Here is a 20,787-nt window from a genome sequence, read left to right as displayed (position 1 = left end):
GGATAACATGCCGCCGCCCTCGAAAGGGGGCGGCGTTTTCTCTGTCTGGCGTTCGGAATCTGGAGTTGGGCGATGACGCGGATAGCGGTGATCGGTCCGGGCGCGGTGGGCGGCGTCGTCGCCGCCTGGCTGGCCCAGGATCCCGGCCTGGCGGTCGAGGTCTGCGCCCGCACGCCGTTCGACCGGCTGGAGGTCGAGACGCCCGGCGGGCCGCTGACGGCCAGCCCGCGCGTGCTGACCGCGCCGGATCACGCCTCGCCCGTGGACTGGGCGATCGTCACCACCAAGACCTATGACGCGGTCGTCACCGGAGACTGGCTGGCCCGGCTGGTCGGACTGGGCGCCCGCGTGGCGGTGCTGCAGAACGGCGTCGAGCACGTCGAGCGCTTCACCCCCTATGTCGAGGCGGCCCGGATCACTCCGGCGGTGGTCGACATCCCGGCCGAGCGCAGCGCTCCGGGCCGGGTGCGCCAGCGGCGCGACGGCTCGATCCTGGTTCCGGACGGCGCGGCGGGCGAGGCCTTCGCGGCCCTGTTCGCCCACACGCCGATCGCGGTGTCGACCACGGCCGACTTCAGGACCGCGGCCTGGAAAAAGCTGGCCCTGAACTGCGCCGGGGCGGTCAACGCCCTGACCCTGAAGCCGGCGGGCGTGGCCCGGCGCGAGCCGGTCGCCGAGATCATGCGGGCCCTGGTCGGCGAATGCGTGGCGGTGGGCCGGGCCGAGGGGGCGGACCTGCCGTCCGATCTGCCTGAAAAGGTGGTCGAGGGCTATCGCGCGGCGCCGCCCGACGGGATCAACTCCCTGCACGCCGACCGCGCCGCCGGCCGCCCGATGGAGCTGGACGCCCGCAACGGCGTGATCGTCCGCCTGGGCGCACGACACGGGATCGCCACGCCGGTCAACGCGATGATGGTGGCCCTGCTGGAGGCGGCGGCGGGGTAGAGGAAATCCGCTCGGATCTCCCCGTCCGTCGAAACCCCTACGGCCGGTCCTTCTTCGGGATGGCCGCGACCTGTTCGGCTGAGAGCTTGGTGATCGACTTGGCCATGATCGGCATGGCGAAGCCGAAGCCGTCGGAGACCCGCAGGTCCAGGTCGAGCGGGTTGCACACCGAGTCAATGCCGCGGACGATCGACACCAGGTGCACGCCCGGCGAGGTCAGTTGGCTGGTGCCGTGCGACAGCTCCACCTGGTAGACGTCGCGATTGCGCACCCGCAGATACAGGGTATCGCGGTCGGGCGCGCTCCAGCCGTCCCAGTCCGACAGGTAGAAGCAGCTGCGGGCCGGCTTGGCGACGGCGTCCTTGGCGTCGTCGGGCGCGTTGGCGGCCAGGGCCGGCGCCGAGGCGGCCAGGAGCGCCGTCGTCATCAGGCCGGCCCGGATCATGGATTTGACGTTCATGGCGGTCTTCCTAACCGAGATCCCTCGGAGGAAGAGATTGGTCTTCTCCCTCCTGAAGTCAATCGGTCCCGCTTGGCGGTTCAGGCCTGGGCGGCCTCGGCTTGCGGCGCCGGATCGTCCAGCTCGCCTTCCCACTTGGCGACCACGGCGGCGGCGACCGAATTGCCGACCACGTTGGTGGCGCTGCGGCCCATGTCCAGCAGGTGGTCGACGCCCAGCACCAGGGCGATCCAGGCCTCGGGCAGGCCGAAATAGGTCAGGGTGGCCATGATCACCACCAGCGAGGCCCGCGGCACCCCGGCCATGCCCTTGGAGGTGACCATCAGCAGCAGCAGCATCGAGGCCTGCTGCTCCAGCGTCAGGTGCACGCCGTGCACCGCCGTGATGAACAGGGTGGCGAAGGTGCAGTACATCATCGAGCCGTCGAGATTGAACGAATAGCCCAGCGGCAGGACGAAGCTGACGATCTTGCGGCGCACGCCCAGGGTGGGCAGGCCGTCCAGCAGGCGCGGATAGGCCGCTTCCGAACTGGCGGTCGAGAAGGCCAGCAGGGCGGGGGTGCGGATGAAGCCGAACAGCGGGATGGCCCGCTTGCCCAGGAAGAACAGGGCGGCGAGGAACAGCAGCAGCCACAGCGTGCCCAGCCCCGCATAGAACGAGCCGATGAAGCGGGCGTAGACCCCCAGGATCGACAGGCCCTCCTTGGCGACGGTGTTGACCAGGGCGCCGAAGATGGCCAGCGGGGCCAGGGCCATCACGAAGGCGGTGACCTTCAGCATGATCGAGGCGGCCTGCTCGGTGACCTCCAGGACCGCCGGGGCCTTGTTGTCCAGGGTGGCGACGGCCGTGCCGACGAACACCGAGAAGACCACGATCTGCAGGATCTCGTTCTTGGCCATCGCCTCGAACAGCGAGGTGGGGATCAGGTGGTCGATGAAGCTCTTGACCGTGAAGGCGCCCTCGGCCGACGGCGGGGCGCCGGCCTCGGCCACTTCCTTGAGCACCACCCCATGGGCGGGGTCCAGCAGGTGGAACATGCCGATGCCGATCAGCAGCGACAGGATCGAGGCGACCAGGAACCAGCCGATCGCCTTGACGCCCACCCGGCCGACGGCGGCGGCGTCCTCCATGTGGGCGATGCCGGCCACCAGGGTGGTGAACACCAGCGGCGCGATGATCATCTTGATCAGGCGCAGGAAGATGTAGGGCAGCAGCGCGGCCAGGTCGGCCGCCTTCTTGGTCCCGTCCGCGTCCAGGTACTGGTTGCAGGCCCAGCCGACCAGGACCCCGAGGATCATGGCGGCGACGATCAGGAAGGCGAAACGTCTATTCATAAGGTCCCCTCGGGCGCCGGACGGTCTTCTTGCGGACCGACGCTGTCGACGCCGCGGATGTGCAGGTTGCCGCCCGGGACTTGGATCAGGCGCGAGGTCGCTCCCGCCGCCATCCGCCCCACGCCCGGGCATTTGGTCCCTTGTGGCCGACGAAATCGGCTTCGTCCATGCCCCAGAGCTTTCCGCCGACGTCGAGGCGAGGCTTGGCTGGAAAAGGCGGCGGAACGCTGATATAGGGCGCCATGTCAAACCAAGAAAAAGCAATCGCCGCGGTCGAGCGGCTCAATCAAGAATACGAACGCGCCGTCGACGCCCTGCGGACCGCGCTTCGCGCCTATCTCGAACAGGGAACCCGGCCCGACCCGCAGACGCGGTTCGACGGTACGTTCGCCTATCCCGAGCTGCGGCTGATCTATGATCCCGAGGCCCTGCCGCCCAAGCTGGCGCGCTCGTACGCCCGGGTCAGCCGGCCCGGCGTCTACGCCACGACGATCACCAAGCCCAACCAGTTCCGCGACTACCTGGTCGAGCAGCTGACCCTGCTGATGAACGACTTCGAGGTCGAGATCGAGATCGACCGCTCCAGCCAGGAAATCCCCTATCCCTACGTGCTGGACGCCAGCATCGACCTGAACCAGGCCGACGTCCGCAGCGAGGACATCGCCCGCTTCTTCCCGACCACCGACCTGGCCTTCATCGGCGACGAGATCGCCGACGGGGTGTGGAACCCGGCCATGGAGGAGAACCGGCCGCTGGCCCTGTTCGACGGCCTGCGCACCGACTTCTCCCTGGCCCGGCTGAAGCACTACACCGGCGCCCCGGCCGAGGACGTGCAGCAGTTCATCCTGTTCACCAACTACAACCGCTATGTCGACGAATTCGTCCGCTGGGGCATCGAGCAGCTGCAGCAGCCGGACAGCCCCTACACGGCCCTGTCGTGCGCGGGCGGGCTGACGATCACCGCCAACACCGCCAATCCCGAACTGGCGGTGGCCGAGTCGACCTGGCGCAAGCACCAGATGCCGGCCTACCACCTGATGGCCCCCGGCGGCCGGGGCGTCACCCTGGTCAACATCGGGGTCGGCCCGTCCAACGCCAAGACCATCTGCGATCACCTGGCGGTGTTGCGGCCCCAGGCCTGGCTGATGATCGGCCACTGCGGCGGCCTGCGCGACACCCAGACCATCGGCGACTACGTGCTGGCCCATGCCTATCTGCGCGACGACCACGTGCTGGACGCCGTGCTGCCGCCCGAGATCCCGGTGCCGTCGATCGCCGAGGTCCAGCGCGCCCTCTACGACGCCTCCAAGGCGATCAGCGGCGACAGCGGCGATCAGCTGAAGAAGCGCCTGCGGACGGGCACGGTGGTCACCACCGACGACCGCAACTGGGAGTTGCGCCACAGCCTGTCGGCCCTGCGCTTCAACCAGAGCCGGGCCGTGGCCATCGACATGGAAAGCGCCACCATCGCCGCCCAGGGCTATCGCTTCCGGGTGCCGTACGGGACGCTGCTGTGCGTGTCGGACAAGCCCCTGCACGGCGAGATCAAGCTGCCCGGCCAGGCCAACGCCTTCTACGAGCGGGCGATCAGCCAGCACCTGCAGATCGGCATCCTGACCTGCAAGCTGCTGCAGGAGGAAGGTCCCAACCTGCACTCGCGCAAGCTGCGCGCCTTCGACGAACCGCCGTTCCGGTGATCGGATCTAGGGGGCACTTGCCCCCACCTGACCGCTTCGCGGTCTGTCCGCCCCCATAGGGGGCGGAGCGCTCGCCCCCAAAGGCTCTTCCCCCTCTGGGGGAAGACGGTCGCGAAGCGACCCGTAGGGGGCAAGTGATCGCCGCCGCTACCCTTCCAAAAACCCCACGATCGCCGCCGCCAGCGCCGGCTCCATCACCGCGCTCAGGTGGTCGCCCGGAACCCGCACGGCCCGCGCGTCGGCCATCATCGCCGCCAGGGCCTCGATCGAGCCGTTGTCGTCGTCGCGCTGGCCGGCCGCCACCAGGGTCGGGACGTCGATCGCCGCGATCGTCTCGGCCGACGTCGCCAGGAACGAGGCGAGGACGCCCAGCATCGCTTCCGGCTTGAGGCCGCCGGCGGCCATCATCGCCTGGACTCGCCGGCCGGCCCGGGGATCGCGCGCGGCGTCGCCATGGCGGATGGCGTCCTCGAACATCGCCGCCCGCGCCCCGGCCGCCATCAGCCCGCGATCGCCCATGCCGCCCAGGACCAGCTTTCGCGGCCGCGCCCCGCGCGCCAGCATCCGCACCGCCGTGCGCGCGCCCAGCGAGTAGCCGATCAGGTCGTAGTCCTTCAGGTGCAGGTGGGCGACCAGGGCCTCCTGGTCGCGGGCCAGCACGTCGGGCGGCCAGGCGGCGAGGTCGGACGGGGCGTCCGAGCGGCCGTGGCCGCGCAGGTCGGGGGCGATCACCCGCCGTCCCATGGCCGCCACGACGGCGGCGATCCCGGGCAGGAACCAGTTGCTCTCGGCGCTGGCCAGGAAGCCGTGCAGCATCACGGTCGGCCAGCCCGCCGGATCGCCCAGCGTGCGATAGCCGATCGAGACGCCGTCGAAGCTCTGGAAGCGGTGCAGGTCGGTCATCGGGGCAGAGTGGCCCCGCCGTCCGGCGGCGTCCAGCGTCTCGCTTTCGTCACCGGGCGGCGCTAACAAGCGCGCCATGACCCGTCATATCGTCCTGCAAGGCGTCGACAACTTTCGCGACTTCGGCGACTACGCCGCCGGCGCCGGGCGGCTGAAGAAGGGTCTGCTGTTCCGCGCCGCCCACCAGGCCCAGGCCACCGACGACGACCTCGTCGCCATGGCCGGCCTGAACCTCTGCACCATCGTCGACCTGCGCCGCCCCAACGAGCGCCAGCGCGACCCGTCGCGGCGCTGGGCGGGCTTTGCCGCCGAGGTGATCGACAACGACCTGGGCGTGACCGGCGAGGACCCCTGGCACGCCTTTTTGCGGCAATCGGATCTGTCGGTGCGGTCGATCCGCGGCTACCTGGTCGACTATTACCGCCGCGCGCCGTTCGCCGAGCGGCACCTGGACCTGTTCCGCCGCTATTTCCAGGCCCTGGCCGCGGCGCGGGGCCCGGTGCTGATCCACTGCGCGGCGGGCAAGGACCGCACCGGCCTGCTGGCCGCCCTGACCCACCACCTGGCCGGCGTGGCCGACGACGATCTGGTCGACGACTACCTGCTGACCAATGACGAAGCCCGCTTCGCCCGCCGCGGGCCGGTGTTCGCCGACCTGCTGGAGGCCGAGCTGGGCCGCCGGCCGTCCGACGCCGCCGTGCGCGCGGCCATGGGCGTGGAGGCCGACTACCTGGCCGCGGCGATCGCGGCGATCAAGGCGCGGCACGGCTCGCTGGACGCCTACCTGGAACAGGCGATCGGCCTGGACGCGAAGGGCCGCGAGGCGGTGCGGGCGCATATCCTGCTGTAGAGCGACAGCATCCCGGTCCCCAAAAATGCAGCCGTCATTCTCGCCCTTGTGGCGAGAACCTCTCGTTCAGCTGACGGTGAAGCACCGTGGCGCGCTGGCGCGCCACGCCCCCGCTCTTGCGGTGGACAGAGAGGTTCCCGCCACGAGGGCGGGACTGACGGATATAGGAACCCAAGGTCCGCATTCGCCCGTGACAAACGCCCGTTTCAACGCCACGCTTCACCCAAGGCGCTGCGACAGACGGCGACTCCATAGGGTGGAACCGCATGAGTGAGTTCTCGGCCGCCGCGGCGGCTCCAAGCGAGGGCCAGCCGATGGCTCCGCTGAAGTCCGGCCTGCCGCGCGGCGCGCTCGCCTGGATCCTGCAGCAGGGGGCGCGCGACCCCTATGTGATCCTGATCACCATCTACATCTTCTCGCCCTACTTCTCGCGGGTGCTGGTCGGCGATCCGGTCCGGGGCCAGGCCCAGGTGGCCAACATTTCGACGATCTACGGCCTGCTGACCGCCCTGACCGCGCCGCTGCTGGGGGCGATGATCGAGCAGTACGGGCCGCGCAAGCCGATGCTGGGGATGGTGACTGCGATCATGGTCCCGGCCCTGGTCGCGCTGTGGTGGGCCATGCCGGCCGGCGGCCTGCCGCTGATGGCGACCAGCGGCCTGCTGGTCGTGCTGGGCGTGGCCTATAACTGGGGCGACGTGGTCAGCAATTCGCTGCTGGGCCGCGCGGCGGGCGAGGTTCCGGGCCGGGCCGCCCTGATCTCGGGCCTGGGCTATGCGCTGGCCAACGGCCTGTCGGTGGCTCTGCTGGTCTTCATGCTGTGGGGCATGGTGCTGCCGGGCCAGGTGGACTGGCCGGGCGTGCCGCGCGCCCCGCTGTTCGGGCTGGACGCCAGCCGGAACGAGCCCAGCCGGATCTCGGGTCCGATGTCGGCGGCCGTCCTGCTGCTGGGCGCGATCCCGTTCTTCCTGTGGACCCCCGACGCGGCCCGCACCGGCCGCAGCTGGATGGCCAGCCTGCGGGCGGGTGTGGCGATGCTGCGCGACATCTTCGGCGACCTGAAGGGCCATCGTGACATCGCCCTCTTCCTGGGCGGGCGCCTGCTCTACAACGACGGCATGACCGCCCTGCTGGTGTTCGGCGGACTGCTGGCGGCCGGGCTGATGAAGTGGGGCGCGCTGGAGATGCTGGCCTACGGCATCTCGCTAAGCGTCTTCGGGGTGGTCGGCGGCCTGGTCGCGCCGTGGTTCGATCGCACGCTGGGGCCGCGCAAGGCCGTGCAGCTGGAGATCGCCGGCTCGCTGGCCGTGCTGGTCGCCACCCTGGGCATGGGGCGCGAGAAGATCCTGTACGTCTGGTCCTACGATCCGGCCGCTCATGCGCCGGTCTGGAACGGGCCGCTGTTCCGCACCGCGCCGGAGCTGATCTATCTGGGCCTGGGCTTGCTGATCGCGGTGTTCGTCACCGCCCAGTACGCCTCCAGCCGCACCCTGCTGATCCGCCTGTGCCCGCCGGACAAGACGGCGGCGTTCTTCGGGCTCTACGCCCTGTCGGGCACGGCGACGATGTGGCTGGGCTCGCTGCTGGTGGCCCTGGCCACGGCGGTGTTCAAGAGCCAGGTCGGCGGCTTCCTGCCGGTCGCGGCCCTGCTGCTGATGGGCTTTTGCGTGCTGTTCCTGGTCAGGGGCGGCGGCCGGGAGACCTGATCTCGCGCGCGAAATCGTAGCCTCCGGGCGCGGGGGGCGGTATCACCCGCCGATGCGTCACGTCGTCCTCATCAGCGCCCCCTGGCGCGACCCGGTCTGGACCGCGGCCCCGTGGCGGGACGAACCGTTCGCCTGCGCCCTGATCTCCGGCGGCCAGGCGGGGCGGTGGTCATACCTGCTGCGCGAGCCGGACGCCACGCTGACCGTGACCGCCGAGGAGCCCCGCGACCCGTTCGCGGCCCTGGCCGAGCTGGTCGGCCCGCCCCAGGCGACGGACCCCGACGGTCCGCCGTTCCAGGGCGGCGTCGTGGGCCTGGCCGCCTACGAACTGGGCGACCGGGTCGAGCGCCTGGGCCTGCCGCGCACCGGCTGGCCCGACCTGGCCTGCGCCCGCTATCCGGCCCTGCTGGCCTTCGACCACCTGCAGCGCCGGGTGCTGGCGATCGGCCGCGGCGGCTCGCAGAGCTTCGCCCGGGCCCGGGCCGAGGCGGCCCTGGGCTGGCTGGACGGTCCGGCGCCGGCCCCGCACGACGGCGTGCTGTGCGAGGGGCTCGAAGCCAGCGACGGCGAGGCCTACGAGGCGGCGGTGGCCCAGGTGATCGAGCGCATCGTCGGCGGCGAGATCTTCCAGGCCAATATCGCCCGCGCCTGGACCGGGCGGTTGGTCGCCGGCGCCCATCCGTTCGACCTGTTCACCCGCCTGCGCGCCGACAGCCCGGCGCCGTTCTCGGCCTATCTGCGCCTGCCCGGCCGGGCCCTGGTGTCCAACTCGCCCGAACGGTTCCTGCAGGTCGCCAAGGAGAACGGGGGCGAGGATCTCTCGATCGAGACCCGGCCGATCAAGGGCACGCGGCCGCGCGGCGCCGACCAGGCCGAGGACGCGCGGCTGATCGCCGAGCTGTCGGCCAGCGCCAAGGACCGGGCCGAGAACCTGATGATCGTCGACCTGATGCGCAACGACCTGGCGCGGGTCAGCCCGCCAGGCAGCGTCGCCGTGCCCGAGCTGTTCAAGGTCGAGACCTTCGCCAACGTCCACCACCTGGTGTCGACGGTGACCGGCAGGCTGGCCCCGGGCCTGGCCTCGGCCGACCTGCTGCGCGCGGCCTTCCCGCCCGGCTCGATCACCGGCGCGCCCAAGGTCCAGGCCATGAAGGTCATCGCCGAGCTGGAGACCCCGCGCGGCCCCTATTGCGGCTCGCTGTTCTGGGCCGGGGTCGACGGAGCGCTGGAGTCCAGCGTGCTGATCCGTACGGTCGGCCTTGAACAGGACCGGGCGGGTTGGCGTTTGGAAGCCAGGGCCGGGGCGGGCGTTGTCGCCGAAAGCGATCCCCACGCCGAGCACCTGGAGACCGAAGCCAAGTTCGCCGCCCTGCGCCGGGCCCTGATGGAGCCGCCCCGCGGATGATGACCCCACCCGACGATCGAGGCTTGCTGCTGGGCGACGGCCTGTTCGAGACCATGCTGTGGACCGGCGGCGACCTGCCGCACCTGGACGACCACCTGGCCCGGATGGCGGCCGGATGCGAGGTCCTGGGCCTGCCGATGTTCGATCTCGCCGAGGCCAAGACCCGGGTTCTCGCCGCGCCGACGGAGGCCGGTCTCGCCGACGCCCGCGCGGCTGTGCGCCTGACCCTGACGGCCGGCTCTGGCGGCCGGGGACTGGATCGTCCGGCCGCGCCCGTGCTCCGCTTGATGGCGACGGCCGCGGCCGCGCCGGTCGTGACGACGCCGGTCGACCTGGCCCTGGCCTCGACCCGCCGCAACGAGGGCTCGCCCGCCGCGCGGCTGAAGACCTTGTCCTATGTCGACAACGTCCTGGCCCGCGCCGAGGCCCGGGCGGCCGGGGCCGACGAGGCGGTGATGCGCAACAATCACGGCGACCTGGCCTGCGCCGGGGCGGCCAATCTGTTCTGGGTGGCGGGCGGCTCGCTGTTCACCCCGGCCCTGCACTGCGGCGTGCTGGGCGGCCTGACCCGGCGGCGGGTGATGGCGGCGGCTCGGGCCCTGGACGTCGACGTCCACGAGGTGGCCAGCGGCGCCGAGGCCCTGGACGCCGCCGAGGCGGTGTTCCTGACCAACAGCCTGATCGGCGTGCGGCCGGCCCGGCGCTTCGAGGGCGAGACCTTCGGTCCCCACGCGCTGGTCGAACGGCTGCGCGAGACGACGACGCTCTAGAGCATCGCGCGGAAAAGTGGATGCCGGTTTTCCGACAAAGCGATGCGAAAACAAAAAGCTAGAGCAAATCGCGCGATTCCCATATCGCGCGATTTGCTCTAGGTGGCCGAGCGGGTCACCTGGTCGGAGAGTCGGGGCTTCAGATAGAAGGTGCGGCGGAAGGTCAGCGTCTGGGGCAGGATGAACTTGAAGAACGAGTCGTAATCGTAGCTGGCGCTGCTCATGATCACGCTCTGGCCGGCCGGCAGCACGCTGACGGGAATGTCGACCACGGCGCCTTTCGCAGGACAGTTGGCCGGCGCATTGGACGATTCCGACCACACGACCGTGTCCTTGCCGTTCGCGTCGGAGGCGACGCTGACCAGGCACATCCGCAGGGTTGTGGTCGGGAAGGGCGACATCAGCGCCGCGCCGACGCTGAAGACGTCGTCGCGGCGGGCGTCCGTCAGTTTCTGGTCGCGGGCCACCACGTCGCCGATCGAAGAGGCCACGTGGCTCATGCGCCGCTGGGCCATCATCGCCTCCGTCAGTTCGGCCATGCCGAAGTAGAAGAGGATCAGCACGGGGGCGATCAGGGCGAATTCGACGGCCGAGACCCCGCGCCGGTCGCGCCAGAAGTGGGAGGGGCGACGGGTCATTGGCATTTGATCGGGGCGGGGGTTTCCGAATAGGGCTCGTTGGTGAACACCGCGGCGAAGGTGATCTGGCGTTCGCCAGACGAACCAGCGAGCGCGTCCCGCAGCAGCGGCGTGATCACGGGCCACTTGTAATAGCCCCGCACCAGGACGATCGAGCCGGGGCCGCCCGGATCGAAGCAGGTGTTGGCGGGGTCGGGCGTCGGCAGGCCGCTGGTCTGGGAGAATGAGGGCAGGACGCGGACATCCAGGGTGAGCGAGGTCGAGCATGACCCGCCCAGCCACGACATCTGGCCGCACACGGCCTGCTTGAAGCTCGCCGCGTCGCCGCCATTGGTCTGCAGCTCGCCGGTGCGGATCGTGCGGTCGACCACCATCAGCGCGTTTTCCAGGCCCATCGACACCAGGAAGATGAGGCCCAGCTCGATGATGGCGAACACCAGGATCAGGAAAGGAATGGCGACGAAGGCGAACTCGATCGCCGTCGCGCCGTCGTCGGCGCGAGCGAAGCAGCGCAGCAGGCCCAGGCGGGCCAGAAGCTGGCGATGGTGTCGGGCTCGATCGGCCATGGCGGCGTCCGCGTCAGCGCCTTTGAAGAACGTCAGGCGCGGCAATCTAGGCCGCGTGTCCCTAATCAGGGGTTTAGGGCGCCAATTCTAGGGAGTGGCGGCCGGCGCGGTGCTGGGGGCGGGCGCGGCGGGCTGGGTGGTGCTGTTCAGAATGGAGCAGCGATCGCCGCAGGCGTAGGTCGCGGCGCTTGCGCCCCGCTGGACGATGACCGCATGGGTCGGAATGTCGGAGACCACCACGTCGCGGTCGGCCAGGGCGCGCCCCTGGGCGTCGAAGGCCAGCACGGTGGTCGCGCCGGGCTTCTTGCCCAGCACCACCAGGGTCCGTTCGTTGACCAGGCTGACGTCGGCCACGGCCGGATCGCCGACCACGATGTCGCGTACGGGCGCGCTCAGCAGGATGCGCGCGGCGCCGCCGGCGCCGACCGACAGCGGCGCGGACGGACTGTCGGCGGCGGCGACGGTGGCGACGGAGAGGCTCAGACCGGCGCAGAGGGCGAGAGTCAGGCGGCGCATGAAGATGTCTTCCCAGCTTGGTGCAAGGGAGAGCATGCCGCGGAATGGTCAATAAAGACCTAAGTTCGATGTTCGTGTATTGCCTCAGGCCATCGAGAACACCTTGTCGCATAAGGAGCTTTTGCCCTCATCGGCAAGGCGTAGTTAAGAGAAGGTAATGGTAAATCAAAATAAACCAACAAAAAGTCTGGAGAAACTATTCGCTGTTTACTGGGTATTAAGTGAGGTGGGCGAAATTGATCGTGTTTTCGGGGGTGAGCAAGTCGACACGGCTTGGAGCCCAGATCCACTTACTGACCAGGAGATCCACCATGTCGAAGTTTGTCACCCGCTTCCTGAAGGACGAATCCGGCGCCACCGCCATCGAGTACGGCCTGATCGTCGCCCTGATCGCCGTCGTGATCGTCGCCGCCGTGACCACGCTGGGCACCAACCTGAAGAACCGCCTGACCTCGGCCGCGACGGCCATCGGCTAAGGCGTCCGTCCTTAGGAAGACAAGAGGGCCTCGGCGGAGACGCCGGGGCCTTTTTTGTTCCCATGATCGAGGAGCTTCCATCATGTCGAAGTTTGTCGCTGGCTTCCTGAACGACGAGTCCGGGGCCGCCGCGGTCGAATATGGCCTGATCATCGCCCTGATCGCCCTGGTGACCGTCGGAGCCTTTGGCCTGCTCGGCGGCAACGTGAAGGGCGCCTTCCAAGCCGCCGCTGACCAGCTCGGGGGCGGCTAGAGCAAATCACGCGATTTAGGAATCGCACGATTTGCTCTAGGTTTTTGTCTTCGCATCGCTTTCCCGGAAACCGGCGCCCACTTTTCCGCGCGATGCTCTAAGTCGCCGTAGACCGAACGTGGGACGTGGGACGTGGGACGTGGGACGTGGGACGTGGCGCCGAGCCCGGCGTCCTGTCCCGTCGGCGTGCGCGGATTTCGTCGCGCGGGAAACCATTGCTTCACGAGATCGGCGCACAGTGCCGCCGATCCAAAAGGCAAGGCCGCCATGCACACCCTCCAGTTCGCCCTGCTGCTGATCTTTCCCGCGCTGGTCGTCGTGGCCGCGCTGAAGGACGTCACCAGCTACACCATCCCCAACTGGATTTCCCTGGCCCTGATCGCGGCCTTCGCGCCGATCGCCCTGGTCAGCGGCGCCTCCCTGGCGACCCTGGGCCTGTGCCTGGCGTCCGGCTTCGTCGCCTTGCTGGTCGGCATGGGCATGTTCGCCGCCGGCTGGATCGGCGGCGGCGACGCCAAGCTGTTCGCCGCGGCGGTCCTGTGGCTGGGCTGGCCCGCGACCCTGCCGTTCATGCTGGTCACGGGCCTGGCCGGCGGCGCCCTGACCCTGGGCCTTCTCAGCCTGCGCTCGGGCTGGTTTGAGCCGGTCCTGGCCGGCAGCCCCGCCTGGCTTCGCAAGCTGGGCGCCCAGGGCGGCGACATTCCCTACGGCGTGGCCATTGCGGTCGGGGCCCTGGCCGCCTTCCCGCAAGGCGCCCTGACCCTGGCCGTCGGCGCCTAGAATCGCGCCCGCGTCAGCCTGTCGCGCCGCCGGGCGACCTTTCGGACCGTCGCCTTTAGTCGCTGTTAACCATGGGCGCGCGAGCATGAGACGGGGGCCAGAAGGGCCGTTGGACGATTCGTGCGTGATCGCCTGAAGGCGGCCCGCCTCGACCCGTGTTTTCGTCGCTAGAGCCCGACCGCATGAATCCTCTTCGCGTCATGATCGTTCTGGTCGCCGCCGTCGCGGCCATCGGCCTGGCCGTGGTCATGCAGAAAGCCCTGGGCGGCAAGCCCGCGCCCGCGCCGATCGTCCAGACCGCCGGCCCCGCGGCCAAGCCGATGACCCAGGTCCTGGTCGCCAAGCACGACCTGGCCATCGGCGATCGCCTGACCGCCGGCGACGTGGACTGGCAGCCCTGGCCGTCCGACACCGTCAACGCCGCCTTCATCACCAACGGCGCGGCCGATCCGGTCCCGGCCAAGGCGACCGCCAAGGCCGCCAAGGCCGTCGGCGACGCGGCAGGCGCGATGATCGGCGGCGTCACGCCCGAAAAGGCCGTCGAGGGCGCGATCGTCCGCGATCCGATCCTGGCCGGCGAACCCATCACCGCCCGCAAGATCGTCCGCGGCGGCGAAGGCGGCTACCTGTCGGTCGTCCTGGGACCCGGCAAGCGCGCCATGGCCGTTCCGGTCACTTCCGAGACCGCAGTCGGCGGCTTCGTGCTGCCCGGCGACCGCGTCGACGTCATCCAGGCCCACGAGGCCCAGAGCGTCGGCGAGGGCGACACCGGCGGCGCCAAGCGGACCGTCGCCGAGACCATCGTCCAGAACGTCCGCGTGCTGGCCCTGGACCAGAGCACGGCGGCCGAGAAGGACGCCAAGACCATCGTCGCTTCCACGGCCACCCTCGAGGTCGGGCCGGCCGAGGCCGAGGCCCTGACCCGCGCCAAGGCCGCCGGCCCGGTCACCCTGACCCTGCGCGCCTATACCGACCTGGGCGGCCCCTCGGGCCTGGCGGGCGCTTCACAAGATTCCGGCGTCGTCCGCATCAATCGCGGCGGCCAGACCTCCAGCATTTCGGTTCGCCCATGATCCGCCGGCTTTCCTCCGCCTTGCTCGCGGCCGTCCTGGCCCTGGCCCCCTCGGCCGCGGCGCTCGCCGACGGGCCGGCGGCCGGCACCCATCTCTACCGGACCCCGGCCCGGGTCGCGCCGCTCGCGCCGGCCCCTGCGACGATGGCCCCGCCCGCCGACCAGGTGCTGCGCATCGACCTGACCAGTTCGGGCGCCCAGACCCTGAACCTGTCGCGGGGCAAGTCGGCGATCATCGAGCTGCCCGTCGATGTGCGCGACATGCTGGTGACCAACCCGGCGGTGGCCGACGCGGTGCTGCGCGGCCCGCGCCGGATCTATGTCCTGGGCATGGCCCTGGGCTCGACCGACGCGGTGTTCTTCGACGCCTCGGGGCGCAAGATCCTCAGCCTGGCCATCCGCGTGGAGCAAGACTCCACCGCCCTGGAAGAGACCCTGCGCCGGGTGCTGCCCAACGCCAACATCCAGGTGCAGGCGATCCGCGACAGCGTGATCCTGACCGGTGCGGTGGCCGACGCCAACGAAACCGGCGTGGCCTCGCAGATCGCCGCCAAGTTCGTCGACAAGCCGGAGAACGTGCTGAACCTCCTGACCATCGCCGGCAAGGACCAGGTGATGCTCAAGGTCCGCATCGTCGAAGTCCAGCGCAACATGATCAAGCAGCTGGGCGTCGATTCCAGCGCCGTGCTCGGCCAACTGGGCGAGACCCAGTATAAGTTCGGCTTCACGCCGACCTACGGCGTCAACAACAGCCTCCTGGGCGGGGCCCTCGGCGGCTGGGCGCGCGACACCACCAAGCAGCCGCAGATGGTGGTGCCCTGCGCGGCCGGTGTCTCGGGCACCTGCTACCAGGTCGTCCATTCGACGGTGTTCGATTCCGTCGACGCCAATGGCAATCCGGTCAAGGTCATCAATGGCAATACGGCGACGGTCAAGGACACTGCCGGCAGTCCCGGCCTGAACTCGGGCAAGGGCATGATCCAGGCGTTCGAACGCGCGGGCCTGATCCGGACCCTCGCCGAGCCCAACCTGACCGTCGTGTCCGGCGAGGCGGGCAAGTTCCTGGTCGGCGGCGAGTTTCCGGTTCCGACCGGCCTGGACAGCACCAACCGGGTCAGTATCGAGTTCAAGCCCTTCGGCGTCGGCCTGGGCTATACGCCGGTCGTGCTGTCGGGCGGCCGTATCTCCCTGAAGCTGTCGACCGAGGTGTCGGAACTGACCAGCCTGGGATCCTTTACCCTGGCCTCGTCCAACGGCGGTTCGAGCCTGGTCGTTCCCGGGCTGACGGTGCGGCGGGCCGAGACCACGGTCGAGCTGCCGTCGGGCGGTTCGCTGATGATCGCCGGACTGCTGAAGCAGCAGAGCAAGCAGAACATCGACGCCCTGCCGGGCATGACCAGCCTGCCAATCCTGGGCGCCCTGTTCCGTTCGCGCGATTACCAGAACGGCGAGACCGAGCTGGTGGTGATCATCACCCCCTATATCGTCGACCCGACCAAACCGCAGAACCTGCAGACCCCGGCCGACGGCCTGCAGACGGCGAGCGACATGAGCACGGCCCTGCTGGGCCGGCTCAACAAGGTGGTCAAGGCGCCGGTCGGCGCGAACAGCGGGCGCGCCTACCAGGGCCCCGTCGGCTATGTGATCGAGTGAGAACGCGGACATGACGCGACCCCATCCTTCTTCTTCGCTCCTGACGGCCCCGAAACTGGCCGCCGCAGGCCTGGTCCTGTCGCTGCTGGCCGCCTGCGCCGCTCCGGCCGCCGGCCCCGAAACCGCCGCCGCGCCGCGCACCGAAACCCAGCAGTGGGAAGACCGCGTCCATATCGACTCGCGGCCGGACGAGGTGCAGCTGGCGCTCCATGCCGAGGGGCTGTCGGCGGCGCAGATCCAGGCCCTGGACGGGCTGCTGGGCCGCTGGATGGCGGTCGAGGCGCGGGAGATCGTCGTCAACGCCCCGATCGGCGGGGCCCGCGGCGAGATGGCCGGCCGCATGGCGATGGCCGCCCGCCAGCGCCTGGTCGCCATGGGCGCGCCGGCCGCCAAGGTCCGGGTGACCGGCTATGACGCCGCGGGCGCGCCGGACGCGCCGCTGAGGGTCGGCTTCCTGCGCTTCACCGCCAGCGTCCCGCAATGCGGCGGTTGGGAGAACCTCGCCGCCACCCGCAACAACGCCGCCTACGAGAACTTCGGCTGCGCGGTGACCGCCAACATCGCCGCCCAGGTGGCCAATCCCGAGGATCTGCTGGGTCCGCGCGCCGAAACGGCGATCGACTCCGGCCGCCGCGCCACCGTGCTCGACAAGTACCGCAAGGGCGAGGTCACCTCTTCGGCCAAGGACGAGCAGTCCAACGGCGTTGTTTCGAAGGCGGTCAACTGATGGCCACGCGCAGCGATCACGACCCCTTCGACCTGGGCTTCGAGGCCGACGACGACTTCGCCACGACCGGGACCGCGCCCGGCGCCGTGCTGGGCGGCGACGACCCGTTCGCCGAGTTCCCGTCCGTGCGCCCTCGCGAAACCGTCTCCGCGCCGTTCGCGGACCTGCCGCTGGCCGAGCCCTATGCGCCCAAGCCGCCGGCCGCCGCGACCGCGGCGACCCGGGCCCCGCCGATCGAGGCGGCCGAACCGGTGGCGCCGGTTGTCCATCCGGTCGGCACGACCGAGGCCCTGGTGCAGGAGGTCCTCGCCGCCGCCGACGCCGACATGGGCGAGGCGGCCGTGCCGCGCATCACCATCCACGCCTTCTGCGCCCGCGCCGAGACCGTCGCCCTGGTCGAGGCCGCCGCGGCCGACCGACGAATGGCCCGCGCCTCGACCATCGCCCAGCCCGGCGGGCTGGAGGCGGCGGTGGCCTATTACCAGAACCAGTCGACCCCCTCGCTGGTGCTGGTCGAGAGCCTGGACGCCGCGCCGCGCATGCTGGCCCTGCTGGACGGCCTGGCCCAGGTCTGCGACCCGGGCACCAAGGTCGTGGTCATCGGCCAGACCAACGACATCGCCCTCTATCGCGAACTGATGCGGCGCGGGGTCAGCGAGTACATCACCCAGCCCCAGGGGCCGCTGCAGATCATCCGCGCGGTCTCAAGCCTGTATGCCGATCCCTCCGCGCCGTTCATCGGCCGGCAGATCGCCTTCGTCGGGGCCAAGGGCGGCGTCGGATCCTCGACCCTGGCCCACAACTTCGCCTGGTCGATGGCCGAGCGCGTGCAGGCCGCCACGGTGATGGTCGACCTGGACCTGCCGTTCGGCACCGCCGGGCTCGACTTCAACCAGGACCCGCTGCAGGGCGTGCTCGACGCCCTGACCCAGCCTGACCGCCTGGACCCGGTGCTGATGGACCGGATGATGGTCCGCTGCGGCGACCGCCTGTCGCTGTTCGCCGCGCCCGGCGCCCTGGACCAGGACTACGAGATCCCGGCCGACGCCTTCGAGGAGGTCACCCAGAAGATCCGCGGCGCGGCGCCCTTCGTGGTGCTGGACCTGCCACACAGCTGGAGCGCCTGGACCCGCCGGGTGCTGATCGCCAGCGACGACCTGGTGGTGGTGGCCACGCCCGACCTGGCCAGCTTGCGCAACGCCAAGAACATCATCGACCTGGTGCGGGCCGCGCGTCCGAACGACGCCCCGCCGCGCCTGGTGCTGAACCAGGTGGGCGTGCCGGGCCGTCCCGAGATCCCGGTCAAGGACTTCGGCGAGGCCCTGGGCCTGACGCCGTCCCTGGTGCTGCCGTTCGACCCCAAGCCCTTCGGCCAGGCCGCCAACAACGGCCAGATGGTCGCCGAGGTGGCGCCCAAGTCGAAGGCCGCCGAGGGCATCGACCATCTGGCGCGCCTGATCAGCCGCCGCGAACCGCCGGCGGTCCAGAAGACCTCGGTCCTCTCCAGCCTGTTCAAGAAGAAGTAGGGCATGTTCGGCAAGCGCGATCAGGCCGCCGTCCGCACGGAGCAGGCGCCGCCGCCCGTCTCGACCGGCGCGCCGGCCATCGCCACGCGCCCGCAGCGCATCGAGCCGGCCAACGAGTCCGCCGCCTCGGCGGCCGCGCCCGCGCCGGCGGCCGCGGCCAAGCCGGCCGGCCCCAAGGCCACCTCGGGCCTGGACCAGCTGCGCGCCGCCCAGGGCGCTCCGCCGACCACCCAGGTGGTCCGCGAGCAGAGCGACTACTACCACGCCACCAAGACCACGATCTTCAACGCCCTGCTCAACACCATCGACCTTTCCCAGCTGGCCCAGCTGGACCTGAAGGCGGCGGCCGAGGAGATCCGCGACATCGTCGCCGAGCTGGTGGCGATCAAGAACGTCTCGATGTCGGTCTCCGAGCAGGAGCACCTGGTCCAGGACATCATCAACGACGTCCTCGGCTATGGTCCGCTGGAGCCGCTGCTGGCCCGCGACGACATCGCCGACATCATGGTCAACGGCGCCCATCGGGTGTTCATCGAGGTGGGCGGCAAGGTCCAGCTGACCAATGTCCGCTTCCGCGACAATCTGCAGCTGATGAACATCTGCCAGCGGATCGTCAGCCAGGTCGGCCGCCGGGTCGATGAAAGCAGCCCGATCTGCGACGCCCGCCTGCCCGATGGCAGCCGCGTCAACGTCATCGCCCCGCCCCTGGCGCTGGACGGTCCCACCCTGACCATCCGGAAGTTCAAGAAGGACAAGCTGACGATGAAGAACCTGGTCGACTTCCAGTCGATCAGCCCGGAAGGGGCGCGGGTTCTGGGCGTGATCGGCGCCTGCCGCTGCAACATCGTCATCTCGGGCGGCACCGGCTCGGGCAAGACCACCCTGCTCAACACCATGACCGCCTTCATCGACCCCACCGAGCGGGTGGTGACCTGCGAGGACGCGGCCGAGCTGCAGCTGCAGCAGCCGCACGTGGTGCGCCTGGAAACCCGGCCGCCCAACCTGGAAGGCCAGGGCGCGGTGACCATGCGCGACCTGGTCAAGAACTGCCTGCGGATGCGTCCCGAGCGGATCATCGTCGGCGAAGTCCGGGGACCCGAGGCCTTCGACCTGCTGCAGGCCATGAACACCGGCCACGACGGCTCGATGGGCACGCTGCACGCCAACAGCCCGCGCGAGGCGATCAGCCGGATCGAGAGCATGATCACCATGGGCGGCTACGGCCTGCCGTCCAAGACCATCAAGGAGATGATCGTCGGCTCGGTCGACGTCATCGTCCAGGCCGCCCGCCTGCGCGACGGCTCGCGCCGGATCACCCACATCACCGAGGTGGTGGGCCTGGAAGGCGACGTGATCGTCACCCAGGACCTGTTCGTCTACGAGATCAGCGGCGAGGACGCCGAGGGCAAGGTGATGGGCAAGCATCGCTCGACCGGCATCGGCCGCCCGCGCTTCTGGGACCGCGCCCGCTATTACGGCCTGGAGCGCGAGCTGGCCGAAGCCCTCGACGCGGCGGAGTAGGCGATGCTGTTCATCCTCGCCGGCGTCCTCGGCTTCATCACCATCGCGGGTCTGGGCTTCGTGCTGGCCGGCGGCGGCGACAGCGGCTCGGCCAAGACCGTCAAGCGCGCCCAGCTGATCGCCGGCGGCGACCGCCAGGCCGTCGCCGCCCGCGCCAAGGCCGCGGCCAGCACGCCCGACGCCCGTCGCAAGCAGATTCTCAAGACCCTGAAGGAACAGGACCAGAAGAAAAAGAAGGCCACGCTGACCATCGCCGCGCGCCTGAGGGCGGCCGGCCTGGGCGAGAACGTCCGGATGTTCTGGATCGTCAGCGGCGTGATCGGCCTGACCGTCGGCCTGGTGCTGCTGCTGCTGCGCCAGATGCCGCTCCTGGCCCTGGGCGCGGCCTTCGCCGCCGGCTTCGGCCTGCCGCGCTGGGTGGTCGGCATGATGGCCAAGGCCCGCACCAAGAAGTTCACCAACGCCTTCTCCGACGCCATCGACATCATCGTGCGCGGCATCAAGTCGGGCCTGCCGGTCCATGACTGCCTGAAGATCATCGGCAAGGAATGCCCCGAGCCCCTGGCCGGCGAATTCCGCGTCCTGGTCGAGAACACCGGCATGGGCATGTCGATGGAGCAGGCGCTGGAACGCATGTACGAGCGCATGCCGACCAACGAGCTGCGCTTCTTCACCATCGTCCTGACCATCCAGGCCAAGACCGGCGGCAACCTGGCCGAGGCGCTGGGCAACCTGTCGACGGTGCTGCGGGCCCGCAAGCTGATGGCCGAGAAGATCAAGGCCCTGTCGGCCGAAGCCGTCGCCTCGGCCTTCATCATCGGCTGCCTGCCGCCCAGCGTCGTCGCGCTGATCTCGGTCACCGCGCCCAGCTACATGGCGCCGATGTTCAGCGACCCGCGCGGCCACCTGATGCTGTTGGCGGCGGGCTTCTGGATGAGCCTGGGCATCTTCGTGATGCGCAAGATGATCAATTTCAAGTTCTAGGGGGA

At 69.9% G+C, this 20,787-nt stretch carries 21 protein-coding genes; 15 read left to right on the top strand and 6 right to left on the bottom strand.

The window, feature by feature from the left end; translation table 11 throughout:
- Positions 1–72 precede the first annotated feature (72 nt).
- Positions 73–945: a 2-dehydropantoate 2-reductase gene (locus EV278_RS01220; protein ID WP_132085866.1), complete on the top strand. Its 873-nt coding sequence runs from the start codon at positions 73–75 to the stop codon at positions 943–945.
- Between the two features lie 37 nt (positions 946–982).
- Here the strand turns inward: EV278_RS01220 and EV278_RS01215 are convergent, their stop codons facing one another.
- Both EV278_RS01215 and EV278_RS01210 read right to left on the bottom strand, forming a co-directional pair.
- Positions 983–1,405, bottom strand: a complete 423-nt coding sequence (locus EV278_RS01215) for a DUF6491 family protein (RefSeq protein WP_132085864.1) — start codon at positions 1,403–1,405, stop codon at positions 983–985.
- 80 nt (positions 1,406–1,485) lie between these two features.
- Complete coding sequence (locus tag EV278_RS01210) at positions 1,486–2,739, bottom strand: dicarboxylate/amino acid:cation symporter (RefSeq protein WP_132085862.1); 1,254 nt, start codon at positions 2,737–2,739, stop codon at positions 1,486–1,488.
- Positions 2,740–2,981: 242 nt separating this feature from the next.
- On the opposite strand from EV278_RS01210, the gene EV278_RS01205 reads away from it, so the two are divergent.
- A complete protein-coding gene (locus tag EV278_RS01205) occupies positions 2,982–4,436 on the top strand; it encodes an AMP nucleosidase (RefSeq protein WP_132085860.1) in 1,455 nt (484 codons plus the stop codon).
- Between the two features lie 147 nt (positions 4,437–4,583).
- Here the strand turns inward: EV278_RS01205 and EV278_RS01200 are convergent, their stop codons facing one another.
- The gene (locus tag EV278_RS01200) at positions 4,584–5,417 is read right to left on the bottom strand and encodes an alpha/beta fold hydrolase (RefSeq protein ID WP_243692032.1); all 834 of its coding nucleotides are present in this window, start codon (positions 5,415–5,417) and stop codon (positions 4,584–4,586) included.
- Here EV278_RS01200 and EV278_RS01195 point away from each other — a divergent pair.
- The 4 genes from EV278_RS01195 to EV278_RS01180 all read left to right on the top strand — a co-directional run bounded on the left by EV278_RS01195 (position 5,416) and on the right by EV278_RS01180 (position 10,070).
- Positions 5,416–6,189 (top strand): tyrosine-protein phosphatase, encoded by a 774-nt coding sequence (locus EV278_RS01195; protein WP_132085856.1) that lies wholly within the window; start codon positions 5,416–5,418, stop codon positions 6,187–6,189. The genes EV278_RS01200 and EV278_RS01195 overlap by 2 nt on opposite strands.
- A gap of 266 nt (positions 6,190–6,455) precedes the next feature.
- Entirely contained in the window at positions 6,456–7,895 is a 1,440-nt protein-coding gene (locus EV278_RS01190; protein ID WP_132085854.1) for an MFS transporter, read from the top strand.
- Between the two features lie 52 nt (positions 7,896–7,947).
- Positions 7,948–9,300: an aminodeoxychorismate synthase, component I gene (gene pabB / locus EV278_RS01185; protein WP_132085852.1), complete on the top strand. Its 1,353-nt coding sequence runs from the start codon at positions 7,948–7,950 to the stop codon at positions 9,298–9,300.
- Positions 9,300–10,070, top strand: a complete 771-nt coding sequence (locus tag EV278_RS01180) for an aminotransferase class IV (RefSeq protein ID WP_132086287.1) — start codon at positions 9,300–9,302, stop codon at positions 10,068–10,070. Before pabB ends, EV278_RS01180 begins: the two co-directional genes overlap by 1 nt.
- A gap of 98 nt (positions 10,071–10,168) precedes the next feature.
- On the opposite strand, the gene EV278_RS01175 is transcribed toward EV278_RS01180, so the two are convergent.
- The 3 genes from EV278_RS01175 to EV278_RS01165 all read right to left on the bottom strand — a co-directional run bounded on the left by EV278_RS01175 (position 10,169) and on the right by EV278_RS01165 (position 11,790).
- Complete coding sequence (locus EV278_RS01175) at positions 10,169–10,708, bottom strand: TadE/TadG family type IV pilus assembly protein (RefSeq protein WP_132085850.1); 540 nt, start codon at positions 10,706–10,708, stop codon at positions 10,169–10,171.
- Positions 10,705–11,274 (bottom strand): TadE/TadG family type IV pilus assembly protein, encoded by a 570-nt coding sequence (locus EV278_RS01170; RefSeq protein ID WP_132085848.1) that lies wholly within the window; start codon positions 11,272–11,274, stop codon positions 10,705–10,707. The genes EV278_RS01175 and EV278_RS01170 overlap by 4 nt, the downstream gene beginning before the upstream one ends.
- Positions 11,275–11,361: 87 nt before the next feature.
- Complete coding sequence (locus EV278_RS01165; RefSeq protein ID WP_132085846.1) at positions 11,362–11,790, bottom strand: pilus assembly protein N-terminal domain-containing protein; 429 nt, start codon at positions 11,788–11,790, stop codon at positions 11,362–11,364.
- Between the two features lie 311 nt (positions 11,791–12,101).
- On the opposite strand from EV278_RS01165, the gene EV278_RS01160 reads away from it, so the two are divergent.
- The 9 genes from EV278_RS01160 (at position 12,102) to EV278_RS01120 (ending at position 20,782) form a co-directional block, all read left to right on the top strand.
- A complete protein-coding gene (locus EV278_RS01160; protein WP_056760715.1) occupies positions 12,102–12,266 on the top strand; it encodes a Flp family type IVb pilin in 165 nt (54 codons plus the stop codon).
- Positions 12,267–12,348: 82 nt separating this feature from the next.
- Entirely contained in the window at positions 12,349–12,519 is a 171-nt protein-coding gene (locus EV278_RS01155; RefSeq protein ID WP_132085844.1) for a Flp family type IVb pilin, read from the top strand.
- 267 nt (positions 12,520–12,786) lie between these two features.
- Complete coding sequence (locus EV278_RS01150; RefSeq protein WP_132085842.1) at positions 12,787–13,299, top strand: prepilin peptidase; 513 nt, start codon at positions 12,787–12,789, stop codon at positions 13,297–13,299.
- A gap of 182 nt (positions 13,300–13,481) precedes the next feature.
- Complete coding sequence (gene cpaB, locus EV278_RS01145; protein WP_132085840.1) at positions 13,482–14,372, top strand: Flp pilus assembly protein CpaB; 891 nt, start codon at positions 13,482–13,484, stop codon at positions 14,370–14,372.
- Positions 14,369–16,024, top strand: a complete 1,656-nt coding sequence (locus tag EV278_RS01140) for a type II and III secretion system protein family protein (protein ID WP_132085838.1) — start codon at positions 14,369–14,371, stop codon at positions 16,022–16,024. The genes cpaB and EV278_RS01140 overlap by 4 nt, the downstream gene beginning before the upstream one ends.
- Positions 16,025–16,034: 10 nt before the next feature.
- A complete protein-coding gene (locus EV278_RS01135) occupies positions 16,035–16,751 on the top strand; it encodes a CpaD family pilus assembly lipoprotein (RefSeq protein WP_132085836.1) in 717 nt (238 codons plus the stop codon).
- On the top strand, positions 16,751–18,277 hold the full coding sequence (locus EV278_RS01130; protein WP_132085834.1) for a CpaE family protein: 1,527 nt from the start codon (positions 16,751–16,753) through the stop codon (positions 18,275–18,277). The genes EV278_RS01135 and EV278_RS01130 overlap by 1 nt, the downstream gene beginning before the upstream one ends.
- 3 nt (positions 18,278–18,280) lie before the next feature.
- Positions 18,281–19,798 (top strand): CpaF family protein, encoded by a 1,518-nt coding sequence (locus EV278_RS01125; protein WP_132085832.1) that lies wholly within the window; start codon positions 18,281–18,283, stop codon positions 19,796–19,798.
- Between the two features lie 3 nt (positions 19,799–19,801).
- Positions 19,802–20,782 (top strand): type II secretion system F family protein, encoded by a 981-nt coding sequence (locus EV278_RS01120; protein ID WP_132085830.1) that lies wholly within the window; start codon positions 19,802–19,804, stop codon positions 20,780–20,782.
- Positions 20,783–20,787 lie beyond the last annotated feature (5 nt).

The sequence above is a fragment of the Caulobacter sp. BK020 genome, from assembly GCF_004342605.1.
Taxonomy (GTDB): Bacteria; Pseudomonadota; Alphaproteobacteria; order Caulobacterales; family Caulobacteraceae; genus Caulobacter.
This window is presented reverse-complemented; position numbering and strand designations above follow the sequence as displayed.